We start from the raw sequence: 25,943 nt of genomic DNA on the forward strand, positions 1-25,943 counted from the left end.
AGGGGCGGGCTAATCCGCCCGGCTCATTCGAGCTTGACCTGCGCCTCGGAGACGACCTTGCCCCAGCGTGCGATTTCCGCGCCGACGAACTTGCCGAAATCGTCGCCGGCCAGCGTCGGGATCGGCGAGCCGTTCTTCTTCCAGGCGTCGGCGATGGCCGGCGTGGCGAGCGCCTTGGCGACCTCGGCGCGCATCCGCGTGACGATCTCGGGCGGCGTGTTCTTGGGCGCCCAGAGCGCATACCAGGTCGCGACCTCATAGCCTTCGAGCCCGGCTTCCTTGGCCGTCGGCACATCGGGAATCGCGTCGGAACGCGTCGCGGCCGCGACCGCGAGGCCGCGCAGGCGCCCGCTCTGGATCTGCGGCGCCGAGGAGCCGAGCCCGTCGAACAGGATGTCGACCTGGCCGGCGACGATGTCCTGCAGCGCCGGCCCGGCGCCGCGATAGGGGACATGCGTCAGCTTGGTGCCGGTCTGCAGCTTGAAGAGTTCGCCCGCCAGATGATGGGTCGTGCCGTTGCCGGCCGAGGCGTAGTTGAGCTTGTCCGGATTGGACTTGGCGAAGGCGATCAGCTCGGCAACCGTCTTGGCCTGGACCTTCGGGTGGACGACGATGACCTGCGGCGGTTGCGCGATCACCGCGATCGGGATGAAATCAGTCTGGATGTTGTAGTCGAGCTTCGGATAGAGCGCCGGCGCGATGGCGTGGTGGGCCGCGCCGACGAAGAAGCCATAGCCGTCCGGCTGCATCTTGGCGGCGGCCGAGGCCCCGACCGTGCCGCCGGCCCCGCCGCGGTTCTCGATGATGATGCGCTGGCCGAGCTGCTGGTCGAGCTGGGCGGCGAGCGGGCGGGCGAAGGCGTCGGTGCCGCCGCCGGCCGGGAAGGGGACGATGAAGGTGATCGGCCGGCTCGGCCAGGCCTGAGCCTGGGCTGTGCCGGCCGCGGCGATGCAGAGCCCTGCTGCCGCAGCGAGCACGGCAAGGGAACGTGATGTGGTCATGGAAACGGATACCTCCCTGTGAACGTTGCAAGCGGCTCTTGTCGGCCGCTGGTCATCCGCCGAAGCGGAAAGACAGTCATCGCGCCGGATTAGGGCATTCACCGATCCTCCTGACAAGCCTGTCATTTGGAAGGGAGTATCGGGACAGGCGCCAGCGCTGCTATGCCGGGTCGGTTCGCTAGTCCGCCACTCCCTTGCGCCAGATGCGCCCGGAGACCTCGTCGCATGAGCCGTCTCGACAGCTTTATCCGTCGCCTCGAGGCCCAGCGCCGCATGCTGGACTGGGCTGCGTCGGCGATCGCCGGACGTGCCGGCCTCGTGCTCGAACTCGGCCTCGGCAATGGCCGCACCTATGACCATCTGCGCGAGATCCTGCCGGAGCGCGACATCCATGTTTTCGAACGCGACGTCAGTCCCAATCCGGCCTCGATGCCGCCAGCCGACCGTCTGGTAGTGGGCGACATGGCGCAGACGCTGCCAGCCTTCGCTGCACGCCATGGCCGCAGCGCCGCGCTTGTTCATGTCGATGTGACAACCGGCGTGCCCGAGCGCGATCGTCTGTTGTTCGCCTGGCTGCCCGAACATGTCGTCACTCTGGCGGCTCCTGAGGCGCTGGTGCTCAGCGGCTGGCAACTCGATCACCCATCCCTCGTAGCGATCGCGCTGCCGGAGGGCGTCCCGCCTGGACGCTATTTCGCCTATCGCCGGGAAGGCTGAACCGGCGCGAGCCGAACCCCGCGGCGCAGCGGTCGGTGCCGCTTGTCGTGCACCCCGCGTGTCATGCACTCGTCATGGAGAACCGTCATGGCCCATCGCCCCGTGGCGATGCCGCCGAAGGACGGAGAGGGCGAGATATGGCGATCCACATCACTGGCGGGCAAGTGTTGCTCGACAATCTCGCGAGCACCGACATCGCTATCGATGGCGCGCTGATCTCCGCCCTCGACGGTCAGGCGAAACCCGACGCGCTTCGCCTTGATGCGACCGGCCTGCTCGTGCTGCCGGGCATCGTCGATTGCCATGGCGACGCCTTCGAACGCCACGTCATGCCGCGTCCGAAGGTCGCGTTCGACATCGACCTGGCCTTACGCGACGCCGACCGCGCGCTTCTCGCGAGCGGCATCACCACGGCCTTCCATGGTGTAACGTGGTCCTGGGAACCTGGGCTGCGCAGCAGCGAGAATGCCCGCGCCCTGTTCGAGCGCATTGCCGCGCTCGCGCCCGATCTCGGCGCCGATACGCGCTTCCATCTGCGGCACGAGACCTTCAACCTCGATGCCGAAGCCGAGATCCTGGATTGGCTCGCAACGGGCAGGGTCGGGCTGCTCGCCTTCAACGACCATACCGAAGGCACGCTGAAGACGCGGCACCGGCCGGACAAGGTCGGCAAGATGGTCGAGCGCTCCGGGCTCTCCGCCGACGGCTTCGCGGCGCTGGTCGAGTGCGTCTACGCCCGCAAGGACGAGGTTTCGGCTTCGGTGACCCGGCTGGCCGAGGCGGCTCGCGCGCACGGCGTGCCGATGCTCTCCCATGACGACATGACGCCCGAGATGCGGCGCTGGTATCGCTGCCTCGGCGTCACCGTGGCGGAATTTCCGATCGACGAGACCACCGCGCGCGAGGCAGCGGCCCATGGCGAGGCGATCGTCTTCGGCGCGCCCAATGTTGTGCGCGGTGGTTCGCATACGGGATGCCCGGCGGCTGAGGAGATGGTGCGCGCCGGCCTCTGCACGATCCTGGCTTCGGACTACTATTATCCGGCGCTGCTGCTCGCACCTTTTGTCCTCGCTCGCAACGGCTCCGCGGGATTCGCGGATGCCTGGGCGCTGGTTTCAAAGGCACCGGCCCGAACCTTCGGGCTGGACGATCGCGGCGTCATCGAGGCCGGCAAGCGGGCCGATCTCATCCTGGTCGAAGACAAGGCCCATCCGCGCGTGGTCGCGGTGATCGCGGCGGGCCAATTGGTCCATCTGACCAACCGGAACGTACTCGCCTGACGGGTCCGCTTTGGGCGCTCGCATTGGGGCTGGCGGCATCCTTGTAAAAAGCTCGGCGTTAGTATCTGAGGTGGACGATCCATCGGCGTTGCAATCGCCGTGTCGCACCAGCGAAGCCGCACAGTCCCGTCTTCGGTTCAGCTCACATTCGCTTTGCGACGATGAACAGTCGCGGAAAACGAAGCAGCACGCGCCCGTCGGGCTCGACGGGATAGGCCTGCGCGATCTTCTCGCGATAGCGCTCCAGAAACAGCGCTCGCTCGGCCTCGGGGAGGGGATCGATAAATGGCTTCAGCCCGGTGCTTATGAACCAGTCGACAATCGCCTCATGTCCCGCCAGGGCATGAACATAGGTCGTCTGCCAGAGATCGGTGTCGCAGCCGGCGCCCGCGAGCCAGTGGCGATAGTCGGAGAAAGAGCCGATCAGGGCCTTGGCATCGCGGGCGCGGGCCAGACGCTCTGCCCAGGGCCCGTTCGCCGCGACGTCCGCCATGGCGACATGCGAGGGTTCGGAGAGGTTGTTCGGCATCTGGACGGCGAGGACACCGCCGGGCGCCAGGCTGCGGGCAAGACGGGCGAACAGCCCGGCATGATCCGGGGTCCATTGCAGGACCGCATTGGCGAAGATGAGATCATAGGGCTGGGGAGACGACCATGTCTCGAGGTCCGCGAGAATGAAAGACAGTCCGGGCAGGCGCTTGCGCGCCTTCTCGATCATGTCCGGCGAGGAATCGAGCCCTTCGACGATCGCCTTCGGAAAGCGCGTCGCCAGCAACTCGGTGCTGTTACCCGGCCCGCAGCCCAGATCGATGCAGCGTCCCGGTGCGTCCAGGGCGACGCGCTGGATCAGGTCGACGGATGGCCTCGTACGTTCATCCTCGAAGCGGAGATAAAGGTCGGCATTCCAGTCGGGGCGGGCATTCATGCCATCGATCCATGTTGCTCGGTGACCGTCTCGGCTGTCCGCTTGTCGAGGGCGAAGCGGCGCCTCACTTGCCTAGACCGCAAACGAGGGAACTCGTGCCGATCCGCCTCATCTATGATTCGCATAAGACATATTATGGAACCTAAATGGATACCCTGATGGCTTTGGTAGGGTCCATGGCGACGCCGAATGTCATCCGCATGCCGTCGAATGCCACATCAATGCCATCAGGTAACAGGCTGCGAAGTCGATTGTAATCGAGATCGGAGTGCAGATTGGTCAGGATCGCTCGCCGCGGCCGCAACTCCTCGATCGCAGCCAGAGCCTGGGCGACGTTGAAATGGCTTGGATGCGGTATCGTGCGCAGGCAGTCGAGGATCAAAACGTCGAGTCCGGCGAGCGCGCGCCGGGCCGGTGGCGGGATCAGGCTGACATCGGGCACATAGCCGGTGTCGCCGAACCGAAATCCCAGCGCCTCGTAGTTCGGCCCATGCTCGACGGCGATGGGCAGCGCGACGATCTCGCCGCCGGCGCCGTCGACGACCACGGGCATGCCGGCCGTCATTGGACGCCAGTCGAGGATCGGCGGATACATGCTGCCGGGCGGTGTTTCAAACAGATAGGAAAAGCGGCCGCCCAGCGAATGCGTCGTGGCCGCATCGGCATATACGACGATGCGGTGCCGGTTGTGCAGGACGAGCGCACGCAGATCGTCGATGCCATGGGTATGGTCGGCATGGTCGTGGCTGAACATGACGGCGTCGAGATCCGGCACATCGGCGTCGAGCAACTGCTCGCGCAGATCCGGCGAGGTATCGACGAGCAGCCTTGTCGTGCCGGCTTCCTGGGTGCGCTCGACCAGGATCGAACAGCGGCGCCGCCGATTCTTCGGTTCGGACGGATCACAGTCGCCCCAGCCCGAGCCGGGCCTCGGTACGCCGCCCGATGAACCGCAGCCGAGGATCGTCAGCGTGTAGCTCATCGCCGCCCGCCGCCTCAGGCCACCCGCGCGACGGGCGCGGCGTGGTCCATCTTCCAGTAGCAGCGGCGCGCATTCGCCGTGGTCAGCGCCGCGACCTCGTCGAATGAAATGCCAATCGCTTCGCCGAGAATCTTCGCTGTCTCAACGACATAGGACGGCTCGTTGCGCTTGCCCCTGAACGGGACGGGCGCCAGATACGGCGCATCGGTCTCGACCAGCAGGCGCTCGCGCGGCACCATCCGGGCGATCCGGCGCAGTTCCTCCGAGGTCTTGAAGGTCAGGATGCCGGAAAAGGAGACGTAGAGCCCGAGCTCGACGCCGGCCATCGCCAGGGCCTCGCCGGCGGTGAAGCAATGCAGGATGGCGGGGAAGGCGCCCTTCCCCATTTCTTCGCGCAGGATCGCGATCATGTCGTCATCGGCCTCGCGCGAATGGATCACCAGCGGCAGCTGGGTGATGCGCGCGGCGGCGATGTGGACGCGCAAGCCTTGCGCCTGCGCCTCGCGCGGGCTCTTGTCGTAGTGGTAGTCGAGCCCGGCCTCGCCGATGGCGACACAGCGCGGGTGGGCCGAGAGCGCGATGAGTTGCTCGGCGGTGACGTCCAATTCCTCATGCGCGCCATGGGGATGCGTGCCGACGCTGCACCAGACCGACGCAAAGCGCTCCGCAATCGCCGCATAGGTCGAAAAACGTGCGACCCGGGTCGAGATCGTGACCATGCGGCCGACGCCGGCGGTCTCGGCCCGCGCGACATAGGATGCGAGATCCTCGGCGAAGTCCGGGAAGTCGAGATGGCAATGGGTGTCGATCAGCATCAGGCGTCTCTGCTCGGTGCCTCTTGGCCGGCCTCCGGCTCGACATAGCGCGGGAAGATGCCGCTCGGCGCCGGCAGAGCGGTGCCGGGGCTCGGCCGACCGCCCTCGCCCAGCGCCGCGAAGCTGCGCGCCTCGGCGGCGACGCCGAGAAGGTCCAAAAGCTTTGCCATCGCAACCGGCATCACCGGCTGGACGAGGATCGCGACCTGCCGCAGCACTTCGGCGGTGACGTAGAGCACGGTGTCGCGCCGCGCCGGATCGCTCTTGGACAGGCGCCAGGGCTCATTGGCGGCGAAATAGCGGTTCGCTTCTGCCACTACGGCCCAGATATCGGCCAGCACGACATGGAGCGCGAAATCGCGCATGGCTTCGCGCGCCTTCGCGAGCGCGGCGTCGGCCAGCGCCAGCATCGCCTGGTCGCCCTCGTTCAATACTCCGCATGGCGGCACCTTGCCGTCGCAGTTCTTCGCGATCATCGACAGCGAGCGCTGCGCCAGATTGCCGAGGTCGTTGGCGAGATCGGCGTTGATGCGACCGACGATCGCCTCGTGGCTGTAATTGCCGTCCTGGCCGAAGGAGACCTCGCGCAGGAAGAAATAGCGCAACTGGTCGACGCCGTAGACATCGGCAAGCGCGAAGGGATCGACGACATTGCCGAGCGACTTCGACATCTTCTCGCCCTTGGAGAGCAGGAAGCCATGGCCGAAGACGCGCTTGGGCACCGGCAGCCCGGCCGACATCAGGAAGGCTGGCCAGTAGACAGTGTGGAAGCGCACGATGTCCTTGCCGATGATGTGGACATCGGCCGGCCAGTAATGCGCGCGCGGGCTCGCCGGATCGGGAAAGCCCGTCCCGGTCACGTAGTTGTTCAGCGCATCGACCCAGACATACATCACATGCTTCGGGTCGCCGGGAACCGGCAGTCCCCAGTCGAAGGTCGTGCGGCTGATCGAGAGATCCTCCAGTCCGCTCTTCACGAAGGAGACGATCTCGTTCTTGCGTGTCGGCGGCGAGATGAAGTCCGGCACCTCGTCGTAGAGCTTCAGGAGCTTGTCCTGATAGGATTTGAGGCGGAAGAAATAGCTTTCCTCCTCGACCCATTCGACCGGCGTGCCCTGCCCGCCCAGCCGCGTTCCGTCGGCTAAGAGCGTCGTCTCCTCCTCGCCATAGAAGGCCTCGTCGCGGATCGAGTACCAGCCGGCATATTTCGACAGGTAGATGTCGCCATTGGCCTCCATCCGCCGCCACAGCTCCTGCGTCGAGGGCAGATGGTCGGCGTCGGTGGTGCGGATGAAGCGGTCGAAGGAGCAACCGAGCGTCTGTGCCATCTTTTGGAAGGGTACGACCGTTTGATCGACGAACTCCTTCGGCGAGAGGCCATGCTGGGCTGCCGTTCGTGCATTCTTCTGGCCGTGCTCGTCGGTGCCAGTCATGGCGAAGACATCGTAGCCGTCGAGCCGCTTGAAGCGCGCGATCGCGTCCGACGCCACCATCTCATAGGCGTGGCCGATATGCGGCGGCCCGTTGGTGTAGGAGATCGCGGTCGTCAGGTAGAATTTCGGGGCCGTGGCCATGGTCGATCCGGAAGTTCGCTTCACGCTGCGCGCGAGCGGGCAACCGCATCCGACAGATCATGAAACATGGTCATCACCAGCGGCCGGCGGTCGAGATTGTAGGTCTCCACGTCGCGGGCAGCGCGTCCCAGCTTGTCCCATACCTCCGCCAGCGGTGCAAGACGCGCCGGTTGCGCCGCAGCATGTGCGTGGAGATGGTCGGAGAGCCAGGTCTGCACCGTCTCGATCATCACGGCGAAGTCGCTCTCGCCGGCCTTTCCGGCAACATCCTCGGCCAGCGCCATCAACGCATTCAAGTCGATGCCGGGTAGTGCGTCGAGCCGCGCCCGCACCGCCTCGACCAGAGCCAGCGTCTCGGGAGCGACATAGGTCAGCGCCCGGCGCACGGAGCCGTCGGCGAGTCGCGCCGCGCGCGTCAGGGCGGATGTATCGAAGGGCCCGCCCATGCGCTTCAGCGCGAGCTCGCCGGCTTCTGCGACTTGTGCCTCGTCGAGGGCTCCGAACGTCATCAGCCGGCAGCGCGAGCGGATCGTCGGCAGCATCCGGCCCGGTGCATGCGCCACGATCAGGAAGAGTGCCCGCGGCGGCGGTTCCTCCAGCAGCTTGAGCAGGGCGTTGGCGGCCGAGCGGTCCATGTCCTCGGCCGAATCGACGATGCAGACGCGCCAGCCGCCCTCGGCCGCGCTCGCGCCGAAGCGATCAAGCACCCGCCTGACCGCATCGACGGGGATGTTGCTGGTGAAGCCCTTGCCGTCGGGCTTCTGGATCCGGCGCAGCAGATGCAGGTCGGGATGAGATTGCGCCATCACCCGCCGCGTCGCCGCGTCGTTCTCCGGCATGGCGAGGGAGATCGCTCCTGCCGCCCGGACGGTGGGATCGCCCGCCGCCAGTACGAAGCGCGCGGCGCGATAGGCGAAGCTGGCCTTGCCGATGCCTTCCGGTCCGCCGATCAGCCAGCCATGGTGCATCCGGCCCGAGGCCAGGGCTGCCAGGAAGGCCTGCTCCTGCGCTTCATGCCCGACCAGCGCCAGCGTCTCGCGCGGATGCGGCGCGCTCGGCAGGCGGTCGGGTTCGTCGCTGGTCTGGAGCATCTTCTGGCTGGCCTCTGGTCGCAGGGCTCTCGCCGAGAACCTCGCCGTGTTTGATCCGCCCCGCCCGCGAGAGCAAGCCCCCCGCTGCCTCAAACGCTTTGCGGCATCGGCAGGTGTTCGCGGATCGCGTTCCATGCTGCCTGGGCCAGCGTGGCCGGGGGCTGGGCCGCATCGAGCACGACGCAGCGCGACGGCTCGCGTTCGGCGATGTCCAGATAGGCCTGCCGCAGCGTGCGATGGAACGCCAGCGCTTCGCCCTCGAAGCGATCGGTGCCCTCGCCGGGCGCCCGGCGGCGCGCAGCGCGTGCGAGTCCGATCGCAGGGTCGAGATCGAGGATCAGTGTCAGGTCCGGCATCACACCGTCGATGGTGACGGCCTCCAGCTCGGCCAGCAGCCCGGGCTCGATGCGGCCCAAAGCGCCCTGATAGGCCCGCGTCGAATCGATGAAGCGGTCGCAGATCACCCATTCGCCCCGCTCCAGGGCGGGCCGGATCAGGCGGTCGATATGGTCGATACGCGCGGCCGAGAACATCAGCGCCTCGACGAAGGGACCGTGCTGCTTGACCCGGCCGGACAGGATGACCTCGCGGATCGCCTCGGCCTTGGGCGAGCCGCCGGGCTCGCGCGTCACCGTCACGCGCAGGCCGAGTGCCTCGGCACGCTCCTTCAGGCTGCGCGCCAGCGTCGACTTGCCGGCGCCCTCGCCCCCTTCGAGCGTGATGAAACGTCCCGGTGTCATCGCCTGTCTCAACTGCGGCCCAGCGCCTTGCGGACCCAGCCAGACGCCGCCTCCATCAGCGCGTCCAGCGCCCGGCTCTGCAAGGTGCCGGCCTGCACCGTCTCCGCCGCATAAAGGGGGATGTCGAGCGTTTTGACGTCGCCACGCGTGACGAGGAGCCGCGCCACTTCCGCTCCCTCGCGAACCGGTACCGTCAGCGGCCCGCGATAGACGATGCGCGCGCTCAGGCGTTCGCTGCTGCCGCGCGGTAGCAGCAGGCTGACGGGGCCCTTGGCCTTCAGCCCGACACGGCCCTTCTCGCCGCCGAAGACGCTGGCCTCGCCGACGATCTCGCCGGCATCGAAGATCTTGCGCGCTTCGAAGGCGCGAAAACCCCATTCGAGCAGCTTGCGCGCCTCATTGGCGCGGTCGCGCGCGGTCTTGAGGCCATTGACGACGACGATCAGCCGCTGGCCGTTCTGCACCGCCGAGCCGACCAGGCCGTAGCCGGCATCGTCGATGTTGCCGGTCTTGAGCCCGTCCGCGCCGATATCCATCGTCAGCAGCGGGTTGCGGTTCTGCTGCTTGATCTTGTTCCAGGTGAATTCGCGCTGGCCGAAGATCTTGTAGAGTTCCGGATAGGTCTTGATGATGTGGTCCGACAGCAGGGCCATTTCGCGCGCCGTGACCTTCTGCTGGGGATCGCCCATCCCCGTCGCATTCCGGAACACCGACTTGGTCAAGCCGATCGCCCTGACGCGTTCCGTCATGATCCGGGCGAAGGTCGCCTCGTCGCCGGCGATCGCTTCCGCAAGCGCGATCGAGGCGTCGTTTCCGGATTGGACGATGATGCCGTGTAGGATGTCGGAGAGCTTCACCCGGCTGTTGAGCTGGGCGAACATGGTCGAACCGCCGGAGACGCCACCGCCCTTGCGCCAGGCGTTCTCGGAAATGCCGATCTCGCTGTCGAGCGTCAGGCGGCCGTGGGCGATCTCCTCGAAGGCGACCAGCGCGGTCGCGATCTTGGCGAGGCTCGCCGGCACCATCAATTCGTCGGCGGCCTTTTCGTAGAGGACTGTGCCGCTGGCCGAATCGAGCAGCACGGCATAGGGCGCCGGCGACTGGAAGCTCTGCGCGGAGACCGGCAGGGTTGATGAGGCAGTGGCGAGTGACAGAAGGGCTGCCCAGCCCAACGCGTGGGCGCGCATCCAGCGGCGTCCGGAGGCCGCAACGGATCGAAGCCTGTCAGAAGGATGACCGGGCGCGCTCATAGCCGATCTGAAGCAGAGCCGGGCGCGGCCGGTCAAGCCTCGGAGGGTTCAATTCCGCGACAGCGACTGCAGGTCCTGCGTCAGGAGCGCGCGGTTGAACGGGTGCGACGGGGAGAAGCGCTCCGTCGGGGCACGGTCCGGGGCTGTGAACAGGCTCGCGACGGTGCTTCTGGTCGGCGGCAGCGTCGTGCGCATGGCGGAGGGAACCAGAACCGGCCGAGCGGCGTTAGCGATGGTGTCGAGGTCGAAGGGACGGCTCGGAGGCATTGGCGCGCCGCGCACCGGGACGCCGCCTGCTGGCGCGGCCGAGACCAGCGAGGCCGCAACAGGAGCGCTGGGCGAGATCGTCCGGACCGGCTCGGCCGAGGCTGTCGAAAAGCCCTGTGGCGCATATGCGCGGGCCGAAGAAGTCGAGGTCGAAGCGGTGGAATAGGTCTGGGCGACCGGCCGCGAGCTGGTCGTCTCTTCGACCGGAGCTGGCGTGTCGTCGAGATCGGCGCTCTGGGAACGCCCCGGCGCGGCGGCCGAGGAGCTTGCGACCATGGTGCGGGCGCTCGTGCCAGGGATTGCGGCCGGCTGGCCATCGGTGCGCAGCGTCGCCAGCAGCAGCTTGTCGTCCGAGCCGGCGAGCGAGGCCTGGCCGAGATATTCCAGCTTGATGCGAGCGGTGCCGAGGTGGCGGAAGGCGAGCGCCTCGGCCGTTCCCTGCGAGACGTCCATGACGCGGCCGCCGTGATAGGGGCCACGATCGTTGACGCGCACGATGATCGAGCGGTTGTTGAGCATATTGGTCACACGGGCATAGGCCGGCAGCGGCATCGTCGGATGCGCGGCGCTGATGCTGCGACGATCATAGACCTCGCCATTGGCGGTACGGCGACCATGGAAGGCCTCACCATACCAAGAGGCCGTGCCTACAGCGGTATAGCCGACCGGCTTGTCGTAAGGCGTGTAACGCTTGCCGGCGACCGAATAGGCCTTGCCGACGAGTTGCCGGCCGCCGCCCTTCGGAACTTCCTCGCCGTCGGCGACGACGCGTGGGCTGGCAGGGCCGTATTTCGACGAGGGGAAGGCGCCGATTTCCTTCGACTTGCGGCGGGCGACCTGGTCGTTGGCGCAATTCGCGAGAAAGACGCCGGCCAAGGCGACGCAGCCGAGCCGGGCAGCGCGGATGGCGAGGCCTCTGGAAGGCGGGGCGACGCTGATCTCGGTCATTGCGGAAGGGGTTTCCGGTGCCGAAGGGCGATCGCCTCGCATCATGCCGTCGTTCCGCTTTCTGCGCCGAAAAACACTGTGCCGGCCAAGCCGCAATCGCAGCGAAGCCAGAGTTTTCGGTCAATTCGTTTAAGGGATCGTTAATGCCGGGCGACGAGTCGCGCCAGCGCCAACGAGGCTATCCCCAGCACGCCTTTGAGCGGGCACAAAGGTGTCCGAAATGCGGCACCTGTCAAACCCAGTTCCACAGGCTCGCCACGATTTCCGGACACCGTTGCAGCCGTGCCACGCTCCGGCGAGCGGCTCGATCAGGGGATCAGCACCGTCGCTCCGGTCGTCCCCCGCCCTTCGAGCGCGCGATGGGCATCGGCGGCGTCCGCGAGGGAAAATCGCGCGTTGACCGGCACGACGACTTTGCCGGAGGCGACGGCATCGAACAGGCTCTTCGCCATTTCGACCATGATCTCACGCTTGGCAATGTGCGTGAACAGTGTGGGACGGGTCACATAGAGCGAGCCCTTGGGACCGAGCAGGCCCAGATTGAACGGCTCGACCGCACCCGACGCATTGCCGAAGCTGGCGAGAACGCCGAACGGCCGCAGGCAGTCGAGCGAGGGCAGGAAGGTATCCTTGCCGACACCGTCATAGACCACGTCGCAGAGCTTGCCGCCGGTGATCTCCTTTACCCGCTCGACGAAATCCTCCTCGCGATAGAGGATGACGTGATCGGCGCCATGGGATTTCGCGAGCTCCGCCTTTTCCTTCGAGCCGACAGTGCCGATGACGGTCGCGCCCAGCGCCTTGCCCCATTGGCACAGGATGAGCCCCGTCGCCCCCGCCGCGGCATGGACCAGGATCGTGTCGCCCGGCTTCACCTTGTAGGTCCGGTGCAGCAGGTATTCCGCTGTCATGCCCTTGAGCATCATGCTGGCCGCGGCTTCGTAGGAGACCGCTTCCGGCAGCGCCACGGTCGAGTTGGCCGCGACGATTCGCTCCTCGGCATATGAGCCCAGCGTCGCGACATAGGCGACGCGATCGCCCGGCTTGAACTCAGTGACGTTGGGGCCGACGGCGAGAACCTCGCCCGCGCCTTCGTTGCCCGGAACGAAGGGCAACTGCGGGGCGGCGTAAAGGCCGCTGCGGAAATAGGTGTCGATGAAGTTCAGGCCGATGGCCCGGTTGCGTACCAGCAATTCGCCGGGACCCGGTTGCGGCAGCGTGATGTCCTCGAGCTGGAGCACCTCCGGCCCGCCGGTCTTGTGGATGCGGATTGCCTTGACCATGACGTGATCTCCTCAGACTTCGTGAGGCGGGACCATAAGGCCTCGGCGGTGCCACGCAATGGCCTGGCCGCGCGGCCAGGGCATCACGTCTGTGCGCTGCTGCGGGCCCTGCCCGGGGCCCTCGCCTCGCCCTGCGACGCTCCAGCCAGTGGCCAAGGTCCAGCCGTTGGGCTAGCCAAGGCGCATGAGCACGCCCGCGAACGCCCAGGTCGATATCGCCATCGTCGGCTCCGGCGCCGTTGGCCTCGCTGCTGCGCTGACATTGGCGCGGACCGGGCGTAGCGTCGCCGTGCTCGGACCGATGCAGGCGCCCCGCGACGGACGCACGATCGCGCTGCTCGACGGCTCATGGCGGCTGCTCGAAGAATTCGGCCTGACGGAGATCCTCGCCGATCGCTCGGCGCCGCTGGCCGTGATGCGGCTGGTCGACGACACCGGCAGCCTTTTCAGGCAGCCGCCGGTCGAGTTCCGTGCCTCCGAGGTCGGGCTCGATGCCTTCGGCTGGAATGTCGAGAATGCGGAGCTGGTCGAGGCGCTCGCCGCGAAACTGGCCGAGGGAGGTGCGATCCTGCATGTGCCGGGCCTGGTTTCGGGCATCGCCGAGGACGAGGCGGGCGTCACTTTGACCGGCGAGGGCTTCTCTCCGATGCGGGCGCGCCTCGTCGTCGGCGCCGATGGGCGGAAATCCCGCGTGCGGGAGGCTGCCGGCATCACGGCGCGTGACTGGCTCTATCCGCAGAGCGCGCTGACCGCGATCTTCGCCCACAGCCGAGACCATCGCGAGGCCTCGACCGAGTTCCACACCCGCAAGGGGCCGTTCACGCTCGTCCCCCTGCCCGGCCGGCGCTCCTCGCTGGTCTGGCTGCTCGACCCGGACGAAGCGGACGCTGTCGCCATGCTGGACGATGCCGCCTTCGCGCGCCGTGTCGAGAGCCAGGCGCATTCGCTGCTCGGCACGATGCGGCTCGACGGTCCGCGCGGACGGGTGCCGATGGGCGGGCTTTCGGTCGAACGCTTCGGCGCCGGCCGGCTGGTGCTGATCGGCGAGGCCGCGCATGTCTTTCCGCCGATCGGCGCGCAGGGCCTCAATCTCGGATTGCGCGACGTGCTGGCGCTGCGCGATGCGGTCATGGACGTGTCCGATCCGGGGTCGGCCACTGTCGTCGCGGCCTATGATCGGGCACGGATCGCCGATGTCCGCCTGCGAACCGGCGCTGTCGATGCGCTCAACCGGACGCTGCTCACTGATCTGCTGCCGGCCGACCTCCTGCGTGGCGCAGGGCTACTGGCATTGTCGCGGATCGGGCCATTGCGGCGCCTCGTCATGCGTCAGGGGTTGGCGGGCGGGATAGGGCGGTCACGGTAGAGGTTGCGCCACCCTCGCCGTCATCCTGGGCGACCGGATGTCGTCCCGGAATCTGTCGAAGGCCTCGACATCGCCCTACGATGGATCCGGGATCTGTGCAGCTGCGCCGCTTGTCCAGGATGACGGGTCTGGTTCCGAGCCCTTTCCCAACAACTCCCGCGTATTCTCCCCGCTGGCCGCGACCTTTCGCAATGGCGCCAGCTTCTCGCGGAACACCGGCGCGAGCGGCAGCGGCGTCGAGACGAGGCGTCGACCGCCGGGCTCCTCGGCCTGTGCGTCGAACAGGCCGCGTGCCGTCATGTGCGGGTCGGCCAGCGCCTCCTCCAGTGTGCGGACCACCGTGCAACAGCAATCGCGCCGTTCGAGAAGGTCGCGCCAATGTGCGGCGGGCTGGGCCGCAATGATCGCCGTGATCGCTTCGCGCGTCGCCTGCGGATCGCGGTGGTCGTCGCGCAGGGCCAAGTCGAGCGCGATCGTCTCGCAGAACGTCCCCCAGAACTTCGCCTCGAGCGCGCCGACGGCCAGGAACCAGCCATCGGCCGTGGCGTAGAGGCCGTAGCGTGGGCTCGCGCCGGTCAGCAGCCCCTCCCCGCCTTCGGGATAGTGGCCGGCGACCTGTCCCTGCGCCAGCGCGTACCAGGCGAAGGTCGGCATGGTGTCGCTCATGGCGATGTCGAGATGGCAGCCTTTCCCGCTGCGTTCGCGCTGGCGCAAGGCGAGCAGGATGTTGAGCAGCGCGGGCATCGTGCCGCCGGCGATATCGGCGACCAGTGGCGGCGGCAGCGGCGGTGGAGCGCTACGCTTCAATGATTGGCCGAGCAGACCGCCGATCGCCTGGTAGTTAATGTCGTGGCCGGCATCGCCGGCGCGCGGGCCGGCCTGGCCGTAGCCGCTGATCGAGCAATAGATCAGGCGCGGGTTGATGCGCGCGAGCGCCTCAAAGCCGAAACCCAGCCGCGCCATCACGCCCGGCCGGAACTGCTCGATCAGGATGTCGGCTTCGGTAATCAGCGGGGTCAGGCGGGCGAGCGCGTCCTCTGCCTTGAGATCGATCTCGATGCTGGCCTTGCCGCGGTTGAGCGCGGCATAGGGCGCCGAGGTTTCGCCGAAGCTTGGCGGGAAACGGCGCATCTCCTCGCCGCCGGGGCGCTCGATGCGGATGATGCGGGCGCCGGCCTCGGCCAGGAACAGGCTGGCGAGCGGCCCGGGCAGCAAGGTGGAGAAGTCGAGGACCGTCAGGTCGTCCAGCGGCAGCATCGGCATCCCGGCTCTAGGCCGGCATGCCGGCGGTCAGGGGAAGAGGTCGGCCGCCATCCTGCCCGTCTTCACCAGCCACAGGAAGCCCGTCAGCGACACCATCGAGACGATGGTGCCGACGAGGATGCAGGCCGAGGCGCGCTCGATGCCGACCTTGTACTGGGTCGAGATCACGAAGATGTTCAGCGCCGGCGGCAGCGCCGCCATGATCACCGCCGTGTAGATCCAGATGTCGGGAAAATTGCCGATTGCCGAGAGCAGCACCCAGACCAGCAGCGGATGCAGCAGGAGCTTGATCGCGACGAGGACGGGCACCTCGACGGGCAGCCGCTTCATCGGCCGCAGCGCGACGGTTACGCCGAGCAGGAAGAGTGCGCAGGGCGCCGCCGCCTGCGAGAGCCACAGCGTCATCTTGTCGAGGGCCGTCGGCAGTTCGAAATGCGTCGCGGCGGCGAGCACGCCGAGCAGCGTCGCGATGTTGAAGGGATGGGTCGCGACCTGCCAGACGACCCGGCGGGCGGTATCGAGCGGGCTCTTCTTCTCGACGCCGGCCAGTGCCATCAAAAAGGGGATCAGCGAAAACAGCAGCAGGCTGTCGAAGACGAAGACCAGCACCAGCGGCGCGCTCGCGGCGGGGCCGAGCGCCGCCAGCAGCAGCGGCGGACCCATATAGCCGATATTCGAATAGGAGCCGGCGACGCCCTGCATGACCGCTTGCGGCAGGTCTTTGCGCGTCGCCCTCAGGCCCACTGCCAGCGACAGCATGAACGCCAGGAACGTCGAGAGCGTCGTCGCCAGGATGAAGCGGCCATTGGCCAGTTCGGTCACCGGCTTGTCCGCGATCAGCCGGTAGAACAGCGGCGGCAGCGCGACATAGATCAGGAAGAACTGGAGCCAGATCAGCCCGGATTCCGGCAGGTGGCTGCGCCGGCCGATGACGAATCCCAGCAGGATCAGCCCGAAGAAGGGCGCCACGAGATTGGCGATGTTCGCGAGGTCGGCCATGCGGGCGAAGGTCCCAGCGGGTGCGCCGACCCCGGAGCCGGATCGGAAAGCGCGATCGCTGCTGTTTAGCCGGTGGACGCTGTCGCACAAGCGGCATCGACGCCGTGGAGGCAGGTGGAGAGCGAAGATCAGGGAAAATTCCTAGGAACTTATGCGTGGAATTTTCTCCTAGGCTTTTCAGCCTATCGGCGCATGGCTTCGCCTCCCAATGGACGATGGACGAGCCCTGTTCGCTCCGTCACATTCGCCGCAATGCAGCATGGAGCGTTGCCATGACCACCAAGACGCCGCGCCAGTTCTTCCGTCCGCTCGCGATCGGCGCGCCGGAGCCGTTTCGGGAATTGCCGCTCAAGCTCGAACGCATGATCCATTTCGTGCCGCCGCATCTGGATAAGGTGCGGGCCAAGGTTGGCGAACTCGCCGGCCAGGTCGATATCGTGCTCGGCAATCTCGAGGACGCGATTCCGGCCGAGGCCAAGCAGGTGGCGCGCGACGGGTTCATCGCGATGGGCAAGGCAGTCGATTTCGGCCAGACCGGCTTGTGGACGCGGGTCAATGCTCTGAACTCTCCCTGGTTCCTCGACGACATCACCGCGATCATGGGCGAGATCGGCGGCAAGCTCGATGTGGTGATGGTGCCGAAGGTCGAGGGGCCATGGGACATCCATTATGTCGACCAGTTGCTGGCGCAGTTCGAGGCCCGGCACCTGCTGCCCAAGCCGATCCTGATCCACGCCATCCTGGAGACGGCCGAGGGCGTGAAGAATGTCGAGACGATCGCGACCGCCTCGCCGCGCATGCACGGCATGAGCCTGGGGCCGGCCGATCTTGCGGCGTCGCGGGCGATGAAGACCACGCGGGTCGGCGGCGGACATCCGGAATACAAGGTGATCGCGGACCCCTCCCCCGATGGCGCTGTGCGCGCCGTCGCCCAGCAGGACCTCTGGCACTACACGCTGGCAAAGATGGTCGATGCCTGCGCGGCGGCGGGGATAAAGCCGTTTTATGGGCCGTTCGGGGATTTCTCGGATGCCGACGCCTGCGAGGCGCAGTTCCGCAACGCCTTCCTGCTCGGCTGCGCCGGGGCCTGGACGCTGCATCCCTCGCAGATCGGCATCGCCAAGCGCGTGTTCAGCCCGGACCCGGCCGAGGTCGCCTTTGCGAAACGCATCATCGCGGCGATGCCGGACGGCTCGGGCGCCGTGATGATCGACGGCAAGATGCAGGACGACGCCACGTGGAAGCAGGCCAAGGTGATCGTCGATCTCGCGCGACAGGTCGCGGGCCGCGACCCGGCGCTGGCCGGCCTCTACGGGATGTGATCGCTAGCGGGCGGCAGGCGGTTGATTTTGACGCATTTGCGACGCAATTCTCACGCAAGCGCGGTTCTTCACTTTCGTCCGCGATCGTTCACTCTCCTCGCCCATTTATGGATTCGTCTCTGATGGAAGCACGTTCCGCCAAGTTCAGGATCGGACAGGTGGTCAAGCACCGGGTCTACCCGTTCCGGGGCGTGATCTTCGACGTGGATCCGGTGTTCTCCAACACCGAGGAGTGGTGGCTGGCGATCCCCGAGCATCTGCGCCCGTCCAAGGACCAGCCCTTTTATCATCTCTTCGCCGAGAACGAGGAGACCGAGTACGTCGCCTATGTCTCGGAGCAGAACCTGGTGATCGACGAGACCGGCCGGCCCGTTCGCCATCCGCAGGCCAAGGAATTCTTCCGGCGCGATCGCAAGGGCCGCTACACGATCGACCGCGCAGGCCTCAACTGAGGCGACCGCGAAGGTTCGTTCGCCTCGGCAATCCAGCCAACAAAAAGGCCGCCCTTTCGGGCGGCCTGATTTTTTGCAGCCAATGCGCCGGGATCAGGGTTTCGGCGGGACGGCCGGCGCCGCGCCGGGAGCAGGCGCCGCGCCAGGGACACCAGGCGCGCCCGGAGCCGCGTTGGCGCCGCCGGCGCCGAGGCGCTGGCGCAGCTCTTCCTGGCGCTTGGCGAGCTCGTCCTGAAGCTGCTTCTGCTGATCCTCGAGCACCTTCGGGTCGATCGCCGGGCCGTCGAAGCCCTTGGCGAAGTCGCTGAGCGGGATGGCGAAGGAGACCTCGCGGGCGCCCTGGTTCTGCACGCTGACGCTCAGCGTCGTGCCCTTCTTCATCGAATTGATGAAGTCGTCCTTGACCTGCGCTTCGGCGAAGCAGCCATTCGGGAAGCAGATCGCGAAGCGGCCGGGCGTCGGCTGGGCGGTGTCGACGCCGAAGCGGATGCCGGGCTGCAGCAGCAGGCCGAGCGGCATCAGGAAGCGCACGATCTTGTTCGGGTCGCCCTTGACGTCATAGATCGCGACGGCGAGCACCGGCTGGCCCTGATCCGAGACGAAGTCGCGGGTCGTGTAGCAGATTTCCTTGTTGGCGGCCTGATCCTTGCCGCAAACCTTGGTCCAGGCGGTCTGGGAGGGCTCGGGCTTGACCTGGACCACGGTCGGGCCGGTCGCGGCGGCCTGGCCGGCGGGGGGCTGGGCAGGCTGCTGAGCCGGTGCGGGCTGGCCGGCGCGCGGAGCGGCGGGGCGAGGCTGCGCCTGCTGGGCGAAGGACGCCAGCGGGGCGAGGCCGATCGCCGTGCCGAGAGCCATGCTCAGGGCGCGCGTGGACAGGCGAAACGAAGCGGACATCTTGTCTTTCCTTATCAGGCGAATTCGGGATCACGACTTCGCAAGCCGCGCGCGTCACCACCGACAGCCCCATCGCATATCCGCGCCGGCCATCGCAAGCCGTGCACATCAGGGGCGATTGAGGCGTTTGCATGACACCTTGGCTCGGCTTTAGCGAGTTCCGCTACGGGATTCCAGCCCGAATAGCTGCGCGACAGGCGCGCCGGCATGTTATTCTGCGCGCGGGAATCAGGTTGAACGATGGATGTGCTGCAAGTGGCCAGGGCGGTTTCACGCAAGCCGGCCGGAACGATCTTCGTCATGCTGGCGCTCGTCCTCGCGATGGGCACGTCGTCGCATGCCGAATCACCTAAGCCGCCCGCCTTCGACCACGCCATCGCGATGCATGGCGAGCCGGCGCTGCCGCGCGGCTTTACGCATCTGCCCTATGCCGATCCGAACGCTCCGAAGGGCGGGCGCATCGTGTTCGGGCAGCAGGGCACCTTCGACAGCCTGAATCCGCTGGTCGTGCTCGGCGTCGCGCCGGATGCCGTGCCGCGCTATGTGCAACAGAGCCTGCTGCTGCGTTCGGCCGACGAGCCCTTCACGGCCTATGGGCTGCTGGCCTCGCGCGTCGAGCTCAACGAGGAGCGCACGAAGCTCGCCTTCGAGATCGACGAGCGGGCGACCTTCTCGGACGGCAAGCCGGTGACGGCGCAGGATGTGCTGTTCACCTTCGAGATGCTGAAGACCAAGGGCAAGCCGTTTCATCGTTCAAGCCTGGGGCGGGTGACGAAGGCCGAGGCGCCGTCCCCGCGCCGCGTCGAATTCGAACTCGGCGACGGCTCCAACCGAGAATTGCCCCTGGTGATCGGCGCGATGCCGATCTTCGCCAAGCACGCGACGAATGCCGAAACCTTCGGCGAGACCAGCTTCAAGCCGGCGCTCGGCTCAGGCCCCTATGTCGTCAGCGACATCGTGCCGGGCGCCACCATCACGCTCAAGCGGCGCAAGGATTTCTGGGCGGAGGACCACCCGCTGACGCGCGGGCTCTTCAATGCCGACGAGATCCGCTACGATTTCTACCGCGACGCCAACGCCCTGTTCGAGGCTTTCAAGGCAGGCCTCTACGATGTCCGCGTCGAGCCCGATCCGACGCGCTGGATCACGGGCTATGACGTTCCGGCCGTGCGCGACGGGCGGATCGTGCGCGAGACGCTGGAGTTCCAGTCGCCCAAGGGCATGACCGGGCTCGTCTTCAACACCCGCCGCCCATTCTTCGCGGATGTGCGGGTGCGCGAGGCGCTCGGCATCCTGTTCGATTTCGAATGGGCCAACCGCAACCTGTTCCACGGCGTCTATCGCCGGGCGGGCAGCTTCTTCTCGGGTTCCGAGCTGTCGGCGCTGGGCGTGCCGGCCGATGCGCGCGAGAAGGCGCTGCTCGCGGCCTTTCCCGGCGCCGTGCGCGAGGACATCTTGGCGGGCACCTGGTCGCCCTCGGCGACGGACGGTTCTGGCCGCGATCGCGAGCAGGCGCGCCGCGCGCTCGACCTGCTCAACCAGGCCGGCTACGGCATGGTGGACGGCGTGCTGCGCAGTATGAAGGGCGGCGATCCGCTGGCCTTCGAGATCACCGTGACCAACCGGCCGCAGGAGCGGCTCGCGCTCAACTACGCGCAGTCGCTCGGTCGGCTCGGGATCGCGGTCTCGGTCAGGCTGGTCGACGACGTGCAGTACTGGCGGCGGCTCTCGGCCTTCGATTTCGACATGATCCAGTGGGCCTGGCCGGCCTCCGCTTCGCCGGGCAACGAGCAGATCGGGCGCTGGGGCTCGGCCAATGCCGCGCGCAAGGGCGCGCTGAATTATGCCGGCGTGGCCTCGCCGGCCGTCGACGCGACGCTGCAGGCACTGCTGGCGGCTCGCGAGCGCGAGGATTTCGTTGCCGCGGCGCGCACGCTCGACCGGCTCTTGCTGTCGGGCTTCTATGTCGTGCCGCTTTATTACCTGCCGGAAACTTGGCTGGCGCATCACCGCGACATCGTGCTGCCGGCGCGCAAGCCGGCCTATTTCCTCTCCAACGAAGCCCTGGCGCGCCTCCCGGCCGCGCCGGCGCCCGCCAACTGAAAGAGCCGTCGATGCGGGCCGAACAGGACGAAGCCGCCGCCCTGCTCGATGGTCTGCATTTCGACACGCTCCTGCGCGCGCTGACGGCCGGCCGCGGCTATGAGCCGGCGCTGCGCGACCCGCCCGGGCGCCAGGGCTGGAGCGACACGATCCCGAATTCACTGAGCTTCGGGCAGCTCGAGACCAAGGTCGACCAGCTCGCCCGGCTGCTCGCCTTCAATCGGGCGCAGCTGGGCGCGCGCGTCGCCATCCTCGCTCCGCTAGGCCCCGAGGCGATCATCTCGGTCCTTGCCTGCCTGCGGGCCGGTCTCTCGCCGATGCTCCTGCCGCTGCACGGCAACGAGCTCGAATTGCTGCGCCTGATCGAGGCTTCCGAGGCCGTCATGGCGATCGGGGTGAGCCGCGTCGGGACACTGCGGCCGCTGCTGATGCTGCGGGAGCTCGCGGTCAGGGCCTTCGGGACACGCTTCGTCGGCGGTTTTGGCGCACAGGTGCCCGATGGCATCGCTCCGCTCGACATGCTGATGGAAAGTGCGACGCTGCATGCCCTGCCCGAGATCGAGCAGCGCATGATGCTTCAGGTCGTCGATGCCGCGACCATGACCGGGCCGACGGCGGTTTCCGAGCGCGACGTGCTCGGCAAGGCGCTCGAGATTTCGCGCTTGCTGAAGCCGATGGCGTCCTCGCGCATCGTCACGACGCTGGTCGGCGGCGATCTCGCCGCGCTGGCGAGCGGGCCGGCCATGGCGCTGCTGACCGGAGTCGAACTGCTTCCGCTCGGGCTCTTCAGCCTCGGCGATCTGCAGGCCTGCATCGAGGGCGGCCGCAGCGTCCATCTCGTCCTGCCCGGGACGATCGAGCCGGCCTTGGCGCATTCACGCCTCGCGAGCCATCCGGCGCTGGCGAGCCTCGTCTTCGTACAGCGTGCGGCCGGGCACCGCCTCTTCCCGGCCGTCGACCGGCCGGACCTGGCGATCGTCGATATCGAGGTCACGAGCGCGGCCGAGATTGCGGTCAGCCGGCGCTGAGCGGCGCCGGTCGCACGGCTCAAGCAGCCTTCTTGCGTTCCGCGATCCGCGCCAGATCGGTCAGCAGGCGGCGCGTGCCCTTGAGGCGGGCTTCGGCCGTCTCGAAATCGTCGATGAAGACGACGCGCATGTCGGGGCGCACCTTCGCCAGCGTGCCCTGCTTCGCGACATAACCGACCAGGCCCTCGGGATTGGCGAACTCGTTGTCGCGGAAAGCGACGATGATGCCCTTGGGGCCGGCCTCGACCTTCTCGACATTGGCGCGCTTGCAGAGCGCCTTGATCGCGACGATTTCCAGGAGTTGCTGGACCTCTTCCGGCAGCGGGCCGAAGCGATCGACCAGCTCGGCGCCGAAGGACTGGATGTCGCCGTCCTCGTCGAGCGTCGAAAGGCGCTTGTAGAGGGTCAGGCGCAGCGTCAGGTCGGTGATATAGTGCTCGGGGATCATCACCGGCGCGCCGATCTGGATCGAGGGCGACCATTGCGTGTCGCTCTCGAACTCGACGCCAGACTTCAGCGCGGCGACCGCCTCCTCCAGCATCTGCTGGTAGAGCTCGTAGCCGACCTCCTTGATATGGCCGGACTGTTCGTCGCCGAGCAGGTTGCCGGCGCCGCGGATGTCGAGGTCATGGCTGGCGAGCTGGAAGCCGGCCCCTAACGTGTCGAGCGACTGCAGCACCTTGAGACGGCGGTCCGCCTGCTCGGTCAGCTTGCGGTTGGCCGGCATGGTGAAGAGCGCATAGGCGCGCACCTTCGAGCGGCCGACGCGGCCCCTGAGCTGGTAGAGCTGGGCGAGGCCGAACATGTCGGCGCGGTGGACGATCAGGGTGTTGGCGGTCGGGATGTCCAGCCCGGATTCGACGATCGTGGTCGAGAGTAGGACGTCGTACTGGCCCTCGTAGAAGGCCGTCATCACGTCCTCGAGCGTACCGGCGGCCATCTGGCCGTGCGCCACGCCGACCTTGCACTCCGGCACCTGCTTGTCGAGGAAGTCCTTGACCTCGGCGATGTCCTCGATACGCGGCACGACATAGAAGCTGCGGCCGCCCCTGTAGCGCTCGCGCAGCAGGGCCTCGCGCACGATCAGCGGGTCGAAGGGCGTGACGAAAGTGCGCACGGCAAGCCGGTCGACCGGCGGCGTCGCGATGATCGAGAGCTCGCGCACGCCCGTCATGGCGAGCTGCAGCGTGCGCGGGATCGGCGTCGCCGAGAGCGTCAGCATGTGGACCTCGGCGCGGAACTCCTTCAGCCGCTCCTTGTGGGCGACGCCGAAATGCTGCTCCTCATCGACGATGACGAGGCCGAGATCCTTGAATTCGACGCCCTTGCCGAGCAACGCATGGGTGCCGACAACGATGTCCATCGTGCCGTCCTTGGCGCCTTGCTTGACCGCCTTGAGATCGGCGCTGCCAACGAAGCGCGACGCCTGGCCGACATTGACGGGCAGGCCTTTGAAGCGCTCGGCGAAGTTGCGGTAGTGCTGGCGGGCGAGCAGTGTCGTCGGCACGACGACCGCGACCTGCTTGCCGTTCAAAGCCGCAGCGAAGGCGGCGCGCAGCGCGACCTCGGTCTTGCCGAAGCCGACATCGCCGCAGACGAGCCGATCCATAGGCCGACCTGCGGCGAGATCGTCGAGCACGGCGTCGATGGTGTTCTGCTGGTCCTCGGTCTCCTCATACGGAAACCGGGCACGGAACTCGTCATAGACCCCTTCCGGCGGCACGAGGCGCGGCGCTTCCTTAAGGGCGCGTGCGGCGGCGATCTGGATCAGCTTGCCCGCCATCTCGCGGATGCGCTGCTTGAGCTTGGCCTTGCGCGCCTGCCAGCCGCCACCGCCGAGCTTGTCGAGCGCGACCTCGGTGTCTTCCGAGCCGTAGCGCGAGAGCAATTCGATGTTCTCGACCGGCAGGAACAGCTTGGTCTCGCCGGCGTAGTGGATTTCGAGGCAGTCATGCGGCGCCCCGGCCGCTGCGATCGACTTCAGGCCGACGAAGCGGCCGATGCCGTGATCGACATGGACGACGAGATCGCCCGGCGAGAGCGAGGACAGCTCCGCGATGAAGTCCTGCGGGCGGCGCGTCTTCTTGCGCGGCCGGACGAGACGATCGCCGAGGATGTCCTGCTCGCCGATCACCGCGAGCTTGCCGGCCTCGAAACCGGTCTCGAAACCCCAGACAGCGAGCGCCGTCGTGCCGGGCTTGAGATCGAAGGCGGCGCGAAGTGAGCCCGTCATCTGCACGGTCTTGAGGCCGTGGTCGGCCAGCACATGGGCGAGGCGTTCGCGCGAGCCTTCCGACCAGGCCGAGAGGATGACGCGCTTGCCGTCCTTCTCCAGCGCCTTCACATGCGTGACCGCCGCGTCGAAGACGCTGCCCGCATTGTCGGCGCGCTCGGCGGCGAAGCTTCTGCCTTGTCGCGCACCCAGGTCGACGATCAGCTTGCCGTCGCTGTCGGGCAGCTGGAAAGGCGTCAGCGATGCGACGCCGGACTGGTCGACGATGCTGCGCCAGTCGGCCGGCGAGAGATAGAGCGCATCGGGCTTCAGCGGCTTGTAGGGGATGCCGCCGGCGCTGGGCTGGTCCATCGCCGCCTTGCGGGCGTCGTAATAGTCCTTGATCAGGCTGATGCGCTCGCCGACCGCGTCTTCGACATTGTGGTCGAGCACAAGCGGCACGTCGGGCAGGTAGGTGAAGAGCGTGTCGAGCCGCTCGGCCAGCAGCGGCAGCCAGTGTTCGAGACCGGCCGGGCGGCGGCCTTCGCTGACGGCCTCGTAGAGCGTGTCGTCGCGGCCGGGCGTGCCGAAGGTCGTGATGTAGCTTTGGCGAAAGCGCTTGATGCTCTCGCTCGTCATCTGCGCCTCGGACATCGGAACGAGATCCAGACCGCGCAACTGCCCGGTGGTTCGCTGCGTCTCCGGATCGAAGGTACGGATCGATTCCAGCGTGTCGCCGAAGAAGTCGAGACGGATCGGCGCCGGCATGCCCGGCGGAAAGAGATCGACGATGCCGCCGCGTACGGCGAACTCGCCGGTCTCGCGCACGGTCGAGGTCCGCAAATAGCCGTTGATGTCGAGCCAGCGCGCCAGTTCCTCGGTATCGACCATGTTGCCAGGCGCAGCCGAGAAGCTCTCCGAGGCGACGCGGCCGAAGGCCGGCACGCGCTGGAGCGCGGCGTTGACGGTGGTCAGCAGCAGCCGCGGCTTGTCGCCTGACTTGGTCTTGGCCAGCCGCGACAGGGTCGTCATGCGGTGCGCGACGATGGAGGGCGCCGGCGAGACGCGGTCATAGGGCTGGCAGTCCCAGGCCGGGAAGGACATCACCTCGAGGTCGGGGGCGACGAATTGCAGCGCGTTCTCCAGCACCTGCAGGCGCTGGCCATCGCGAGCGACGAAGACGAGCATCGCTGCGCCATCGGCCTTCTTCGCCCGCGCACGAGTCAGGTCCGCGAGCACGACCGCATCGAAGCCGTCCGGAACGGAGGCGAGCGTCGGCTTGTCGCCACGATTGAGCGCATCGAGGATGCGGTCGCTCTGCAGCTTGGCGATCTGGGCGGGAGGCGGGATGCTCATCGGGAAATTATCATTCTGGGAAGGGGCGTCGTTCTCGGGCTTGACCCGAGAATCTCAGGGCGAGCGTGCTCTGAT

22 protein-coding genes are annotated in these 25,943 nt (G+C 67.2%); 7 read left to right on the forward strand and 15 right to left on the reverse strand.

Annotated elements, in window-relative coordinates:
- Positions 1 to 23: 23 nt before the first annotated feature.
- Positions 24 to 1,001: a Bug family tripartite tricarboxylate transporter substrate binding protein gene (locus AC1RMY_RS09010; RefSeq protein WP_492863659.1), complete on the reverse strand. Its 978-nt coding sequence runs from the start codon at positions 999 to 1,001 to the stop codon at positions 24 to 26.
- 225 nt (positions 1,002 to 1,226) lie between these two features.
- On the opposite strand from AC1RMY_RS09010, the gene AC1RMY_RS09015 reads away from it, so the two are divergent.
- Together AC1RMY_RS09015 and AC1RMY_RS09020 are read left to right on the forward strand one after the other, a co-directional pair.
- On the forward strand, positions 1,227 to 1,718 hold the full coding sequence (locus AC1RMY_RS09015) for a class I SAM-dependent methyltransferase (RefSeq protein WP_492863660.1): 492 nt from the start codon (positions 1,227 to 1,229) through the stop codon (positions 1,716 to 1,718).
- A 137-nt stretch (positions 1,719 to 1,855) separates the two neighbouring features.
- A complete protein-coding gene (locus tag AC1RMY_RS09020; RefSeq protein ID WP_492863661.1) occupies positions 1,856 to 2,998 on the forward strand; it encodes an alpha-D-ribose 1-methylphosphonate 5-triphosphate diphosphatase in 1,143 nt (380 codons plus the stop codon).
- Positions 2,999 to 3,140: 142 nt separating this feature from the next.
- Here the strand turns inward: AC1RMY_RS09020 and tam are convergent, their stop codons facing one another.
- The 9 genes from tam to AC1RMY_RS09065 all read right to left on the reverse strand — a co-directional run bounded on the left by tam (position 3,141) and on the right by AC1RMY_RS09065 (position 12,873).
- Positions 3,141 to 3,923 carry a trans-aconitate 2-methyltransferase gene (gene tam / locus AC1RMY_RS09025; protein ID WP_492863662.1) on the reverse strand — a complete coding sequence of 261 codons (783 nt, stop codon included), beginning with the start codon at positions 3,921 to 3,923 and terminating at the stop codon, positions 3,141 to 3,143.
- A 142-nt stretch (positions 3,924 to 4,065) separates the two neighbouring features.
- Positions 4,066 to 4,905 (reverse strand): MBL fold metallo-hydrolase, encoded by an 840-nt coding sequence (locus AC1RMY_RS09030; RefSeq protein WP_492863663.1) that lies wholly within the window; start codon positions 4,903 to 4,905, stop codon positions 4,066 to 4,068.
- 14 nt (positions 4,906 to 4,919) lie between these two features.
- Positions 4,920 to 5,720 (reverse strand): TatD family hydrolase, encoded by an 801-nt coding sequence (locus AC1RMY_RS09035; protein ID WP_492863664.1) that lies wholly within the window; start codon positions 5,718 to 5,720, stop codon positions 4,920 to 4,922.
- Positions 5,720 to 7,294: a methionine--tRNA ligase gene (gene metG, locus AC1RMY_RS09040; RefSeq protein WP_492863665.1), complete on the reverse strand. Its 1,575-nt coding sequence runs from the start codon at positions 7,292 to 7,294 to the stop codon at positions 5,720 to 5,722. Before metG ends, AC1RMY_RS09035 begins: the two co-directional genes overlap by 1 nt.
- Positions 7,295 to 7,314: 20 nt before the next feature.
- Positions 7,315 to 8,385, reverse strand: coding sequence for a DNA polymerase III subunit delta' (locus AC1RMY_RS09045; protein WP_492863666.1), 1,071 nt, complete (start codon positions 8,383 to 8,385; stop codon positions 7,315 to 7,317).
- Between the two features lie 89 nt (positions 8,386 to 8,474).
- A complete protein-coding gene (gene tmk, locus AC1RMY_RS09050; protein ID WP_492863667.1) occupies positions 8,475 to 9,125 on the reverse strand; it encodes a dTMP kinase in 651 nt (216 codons plus the stop codon).
- 8 nt (positions 9,126 to 9,133) lie between these two features.
- Entirely contained in the window at positions 9,134 to 10,312 is a 1,179-nt protein-coding gene (locus tag AC1RMY_RS09055) for a D-alanyl-D-alanine carboxypeptidase family protein (RefSeq protein WP_492863668.1), read from the reverse strand.
- Positions 10,313 to 10,423: 111 nt separating this feature from the next.
- Positions 10,424 to 11,590, reverse strand: a complete 1,167-nt coding sequence (locus tag AC1RMY_RS09060; RefSeq protein ID WP_492863669.1) for a septal ring lytic transglycosylase RlpA family protein — start codon at positions 11,588 to 11,590, stop codon at positions 10,424 to 10,426.
- A gap of 308 nt (positions 11,591 to 11,898) precedes the next feature.
- Positions 11,899 to 12,873 (reverse strand): quinone oxidoreductase family protein, encoded by a 975-nt coding sequence (locus AC1RMY_RS09065; RefSeq protein ID WP_492863670.1) that lies wholly within the window; start codon positions 12,871 to 12,873, stop codon positions 11,899 to 11,901.
- A 184-nt stretch (positions 12,874 to 13,057) separates the two neighbouring features.
- Here AC1RMY_RS09065 and AC1RMY_RS09070 point away from each other — a divergent pair, with 184 nt between their 5' ends.
- Positions 13,058 to 14,239 carry a UbiH/UbiF family hydroxylase gene (locus AC1RMY_RS09070; RefSeq protein ID WP_492863671.1) on the forward strand — a complete coding sequence of 394 codons (1,182 nt, stop codon included), beginning with the start codon at positions 13,058 to 13,060 and terminating at the stop codon, positions 14,237 to 14,239.
- Positions 14,240 to 14,314: 75 nt separating this feature from the next.
- Here AC1RMY_RS09070 and AC1RMY_RS09075 read toward each other — a convergent pair whose 3' ends face one another.
- Positions 14,315 to 15,502 (reverse strand): CaiB/BaiF CoA transferase family protein, encoded by a 1,188-nt coding sequence (locus AC1RMY_RS09075; RefSeq protein ID WP_492863672.1) that lies wholly within the window; start codon positions 15,500 to 15,502, stop codon positions 14,315 to 14,317.
- Positions 15,503 to 15,529: 27 nt separating this feature from the next.
- The gene (locus AC1RMY_RS09080; RefSeq protein ID WP_492863673.1) at positions 15,530 to 16,501 is read right to left on the reverse strand and encodes an AEC family transporter; all 972 of its coding nucleotides are present in this window, start codon (positions 16,499 to 16,501) and stop codon (positions 15,530 to 15,532) included.
- Between the two features lie 272 nt (positions 16,502 to 16,773).
- On the opposite strand from AC1RMY_RS09080, the gene AC1RMY_RS09085 reads away from it, so the two are divergent.
- On the forward strand, positions 16,774 to 17,823 hold the full coding sequence (locus AC1RMY_RS09085; protein WP_492863674.1) for an HpcH/HpaI aldolase/citrate lyase family protein: 1,050 nt from the start codon (positions 16,774 to 16,776) through the stop codon (positions 17,821 to 17,823).
- A gap of 122 nt (positions 17,824 to 17,945) precedes the next feature.
- Positions 17,946 to 18,275, forward strand: coding sequence for a heat shock protein HspQ (gene hspQ / locus AC1RMY_RS09090; RefSeq protein WP_327527211.1), 330 nt, complete (start codon positions 17,946 to 17,948; stop codon positions 18,273 to 18,275).
- 93 nt (positions 18,276 to 18,368) lie between these two features.
- Here the strand turns inward: hspQ and AC1RMY_RS09095 are convergent, their stop codons facing one another.
- On the reverse strand, positions 18,369 to 19,169 hold the full coding sequence (locus AC1RMY_RS09095) for an invasion associated locus B family protein (protein ID WP_492863675.1): 801 nt from the start codon (positions 19,167 to 19,169) through the stop codon (positions 18,369 to 18,371).
- A gap of 14 nt (positions 19,170 to 19,183) precedes the next feature.
- On the reverse strand, positions 19,184 to 19,471 hold the full coding sequence (locus AC1RMY_RS09100; RefSeq protein ID WP_492863676.1) for a hypothetical protein: 288 nt from the start codon (positions 19,469 to 19,471) through the stop codon (positions 19,184 to 19,186).
- Here AC1RMY_RS09100 and AC1RMY_RS09105 point away from each other — a divergent pair.
- Positions 19,470 to 21,272 (forward strand): extracellular solute-binding protein, encoded by a 1,803-nt coding sequence (locus tag AC1RMY_RS09105; RefSeq protein ID WP_492863677.1) that lies wholly within the window; start codon positions 19,470 to 19,472, stop codon positions 21,270 to 21,272. The two genes, AC1RMY_RS09100 and AC1RMY_RS09105, sit on opposite strands and share 2 nt — an antisense overlap.
- A gap of 11 nt (positions 21,273 to 21,283) precedes the next feature.
- The gene (locus tag AC1RMY_RS09110; RefSeq protein ID WP_492863678.1) at positions 21,284 to 22,300 is read left to right on the forward strand and encodes an AMP-binding protein; all 1,017 of its coding nucleotides are present in this window, start codon (positions 21,284 to 21,286) and stop codon (positions 22,298 to 22,300) included.
- Between the two features lie 19 nt (positions 22,301 to 22,319).
- On the opposite strand, the gene mfd is transcribed toward AC1RMY_RS09110, so the two are convergent.
- Complete coding sequence (gene mfd / locus AC1RMY_RS09115; protein ID WP_492863679.1) at positions 22,320 to 25,868, reverse strand: transcription-repair coupling factor; 3,549 nt, start codon at positions 25,866 to 25,868, stop codon at positions 22,320 to 22,322.
- Positions 25,869 to 25,943: the final 75 nt, after the last annotated feature.

Source organism: Allobosea sp. GW822-FHT03F07, assembly GCF_058801345.1.

Bases quoted from the DNA above. Each gene is read 5' to 3' on its own strand.
- AC1RMY_RS09080 (WP_492863673.1), bottom strand. From the start codon at position 16,501: ATGGCCGACCTCGCGAACATCGCCAATCTCGTGGCGCCCTTCTTCGGG.
- metG (WP_492863665.1), bottom strand. From the start codon at position 7,294: ATGGCCACGGCCCCGAAATTCTACCTGACGACCGCGATCTCCTACACC.
- AC1RMY_RS09055 (WP_492863668.1), bottom strand. From the start codon at position 10,312: ATGCGCGCCCACGCGTTGGGCTGGGCAGCCCTTCTGTCACTCGCCACT.
- tam (WP_492863662.1), bottom strand. From the start codon at position 3,923: ATGAATGCCCGCCCCGACTGGAATGCCGACCTTTATCTCCGCTTCGAG.
- AC1RMY_RS09045 (WP_492863666.1), bottom strand. From the start codon at position 8,385: ATGCTCCAGACCAGCGACGAACCCGACCGCCTGCCGAGCGCGCCGCAT.
- AC1RMY_RS09105 (WP_492863677.1), top strand. From the start codon at position 19,470: ATGCTGGCGCTCGTCCTCGCGATGGGCACGTCGTCGCATGCCGAATCA.
- AC1RMY_RS09020 (WP_492863661.1), top strand. From the start codon at position 1,856: ATGGCGATCCACATCACTGGCGGGCAAGTGTTGCTCGACAATCTCGCG.
- AC1RMY_RS09100 (WP_492863676.1), bottom strand. From the start codon at position 19,471: ATGACGAAGATCGTTCCGGCCGGCTTGCGTGAAACCGCCCTGGCCACT.
- mfd (WP_492863679.1), bottom strand. From the start codon at position 25,868: ATGAGCATCCCGCCTCCCGCCCAGATCGCCAAGCTGCAGAGCGACCGC.
- hspQ (WP_327527211.1), top strand. From the start codon at position 17,946: ATGGAAGCACGTTCCGCCAAGTTCAGGATCGGACAGGTGGTCAAGCAC.
- AC1RMY_RS09070 (WP_492863671.1), top strand. From the start codon at position 13,058: ATGAGCACGCCCGCGAACGCCCAGGTCGATATCGCCATCGTCGGCTCC.
- AC1RMY_RS09075 (WP_492863672.1), bottom strand. From the start codon at position 15,502: ATGCCGATGCTGCCGCTGGACGACCTGACGGTCCTCGACTTCTCCACC.
- AC1RMY_RS09060 (WP_492863669.1), bottom strand. From the start codon at position 11,590: ATGACCGAGATCAGCGTCGCCCCGCCTTCCAGAGGCCTCGCCATCCGC.
- AC1RMY_RS09065 (WP_492863670.1), bottom strand. From the start codon at position 12,873: ATGGTCAAGGCAATCCGCATCCACAAGACCGGCGGGCCGGAGGTGCTC.
- tmk (WP_492863667.1), bottom strand. From the start codon at position 9,125: ATGACACCGGGACGTTTCATCACGCTCGAAGGGGGCGAGGGCGCCGGC.
- AC1RMY_RS09030 (WP_492863663.1), bottom strand. From the start codon at position 4,905: ATGAGCTACACGCTGACGATCCTCGGCTGCGGTTCATCGGGCGGCGTA.
- AC1RMY_RS09095 (WP_492863675.1), bottom strand. From the start codon at position 19,169: ATGTCCGCTTCGTTTCGCCTGTCCACGCGCGCCCTGAGCATGGCTCTC.
- AC1RMY_RS09015 (WP_492863660.1), top strand. From the start codon at position 1,227: ATGAGCCGTCTCGACAGCTTTATCCGTCGCCTCGAGGCCCAGCGCCGC.
- AC1RMY_RS09085 (WP_492863674.1), top strand. From the start codon at position 16,774: ATGACCACCAAGACGCCGCGCCAGTTCTTCCGTCCGCTCGCGATCGGC.
- AC1RMY_RS09035 (WP_492863664.1), bottom strand. From the start codon at position 5,720: ATGCTGATCGACACCCATTGCCATCTCGACTTCCCGGACTTCGCCGAG.
- AC1RMY_RS09110 (WP_492863678.1), top strand. From the start codon at position 21,284: ATGCGGGCCGAACAGGACGAAGCCGCCGCCCTGCTCGATGGTCTGCAT.
- AC1RMY_RS09010 (WP_492863659.1), bottom strand. From the start codon at position 1,001: ATGACCACATCACGTTCCCTTGCCGTGCTCGCTGCGGCAGCAGGGCTC.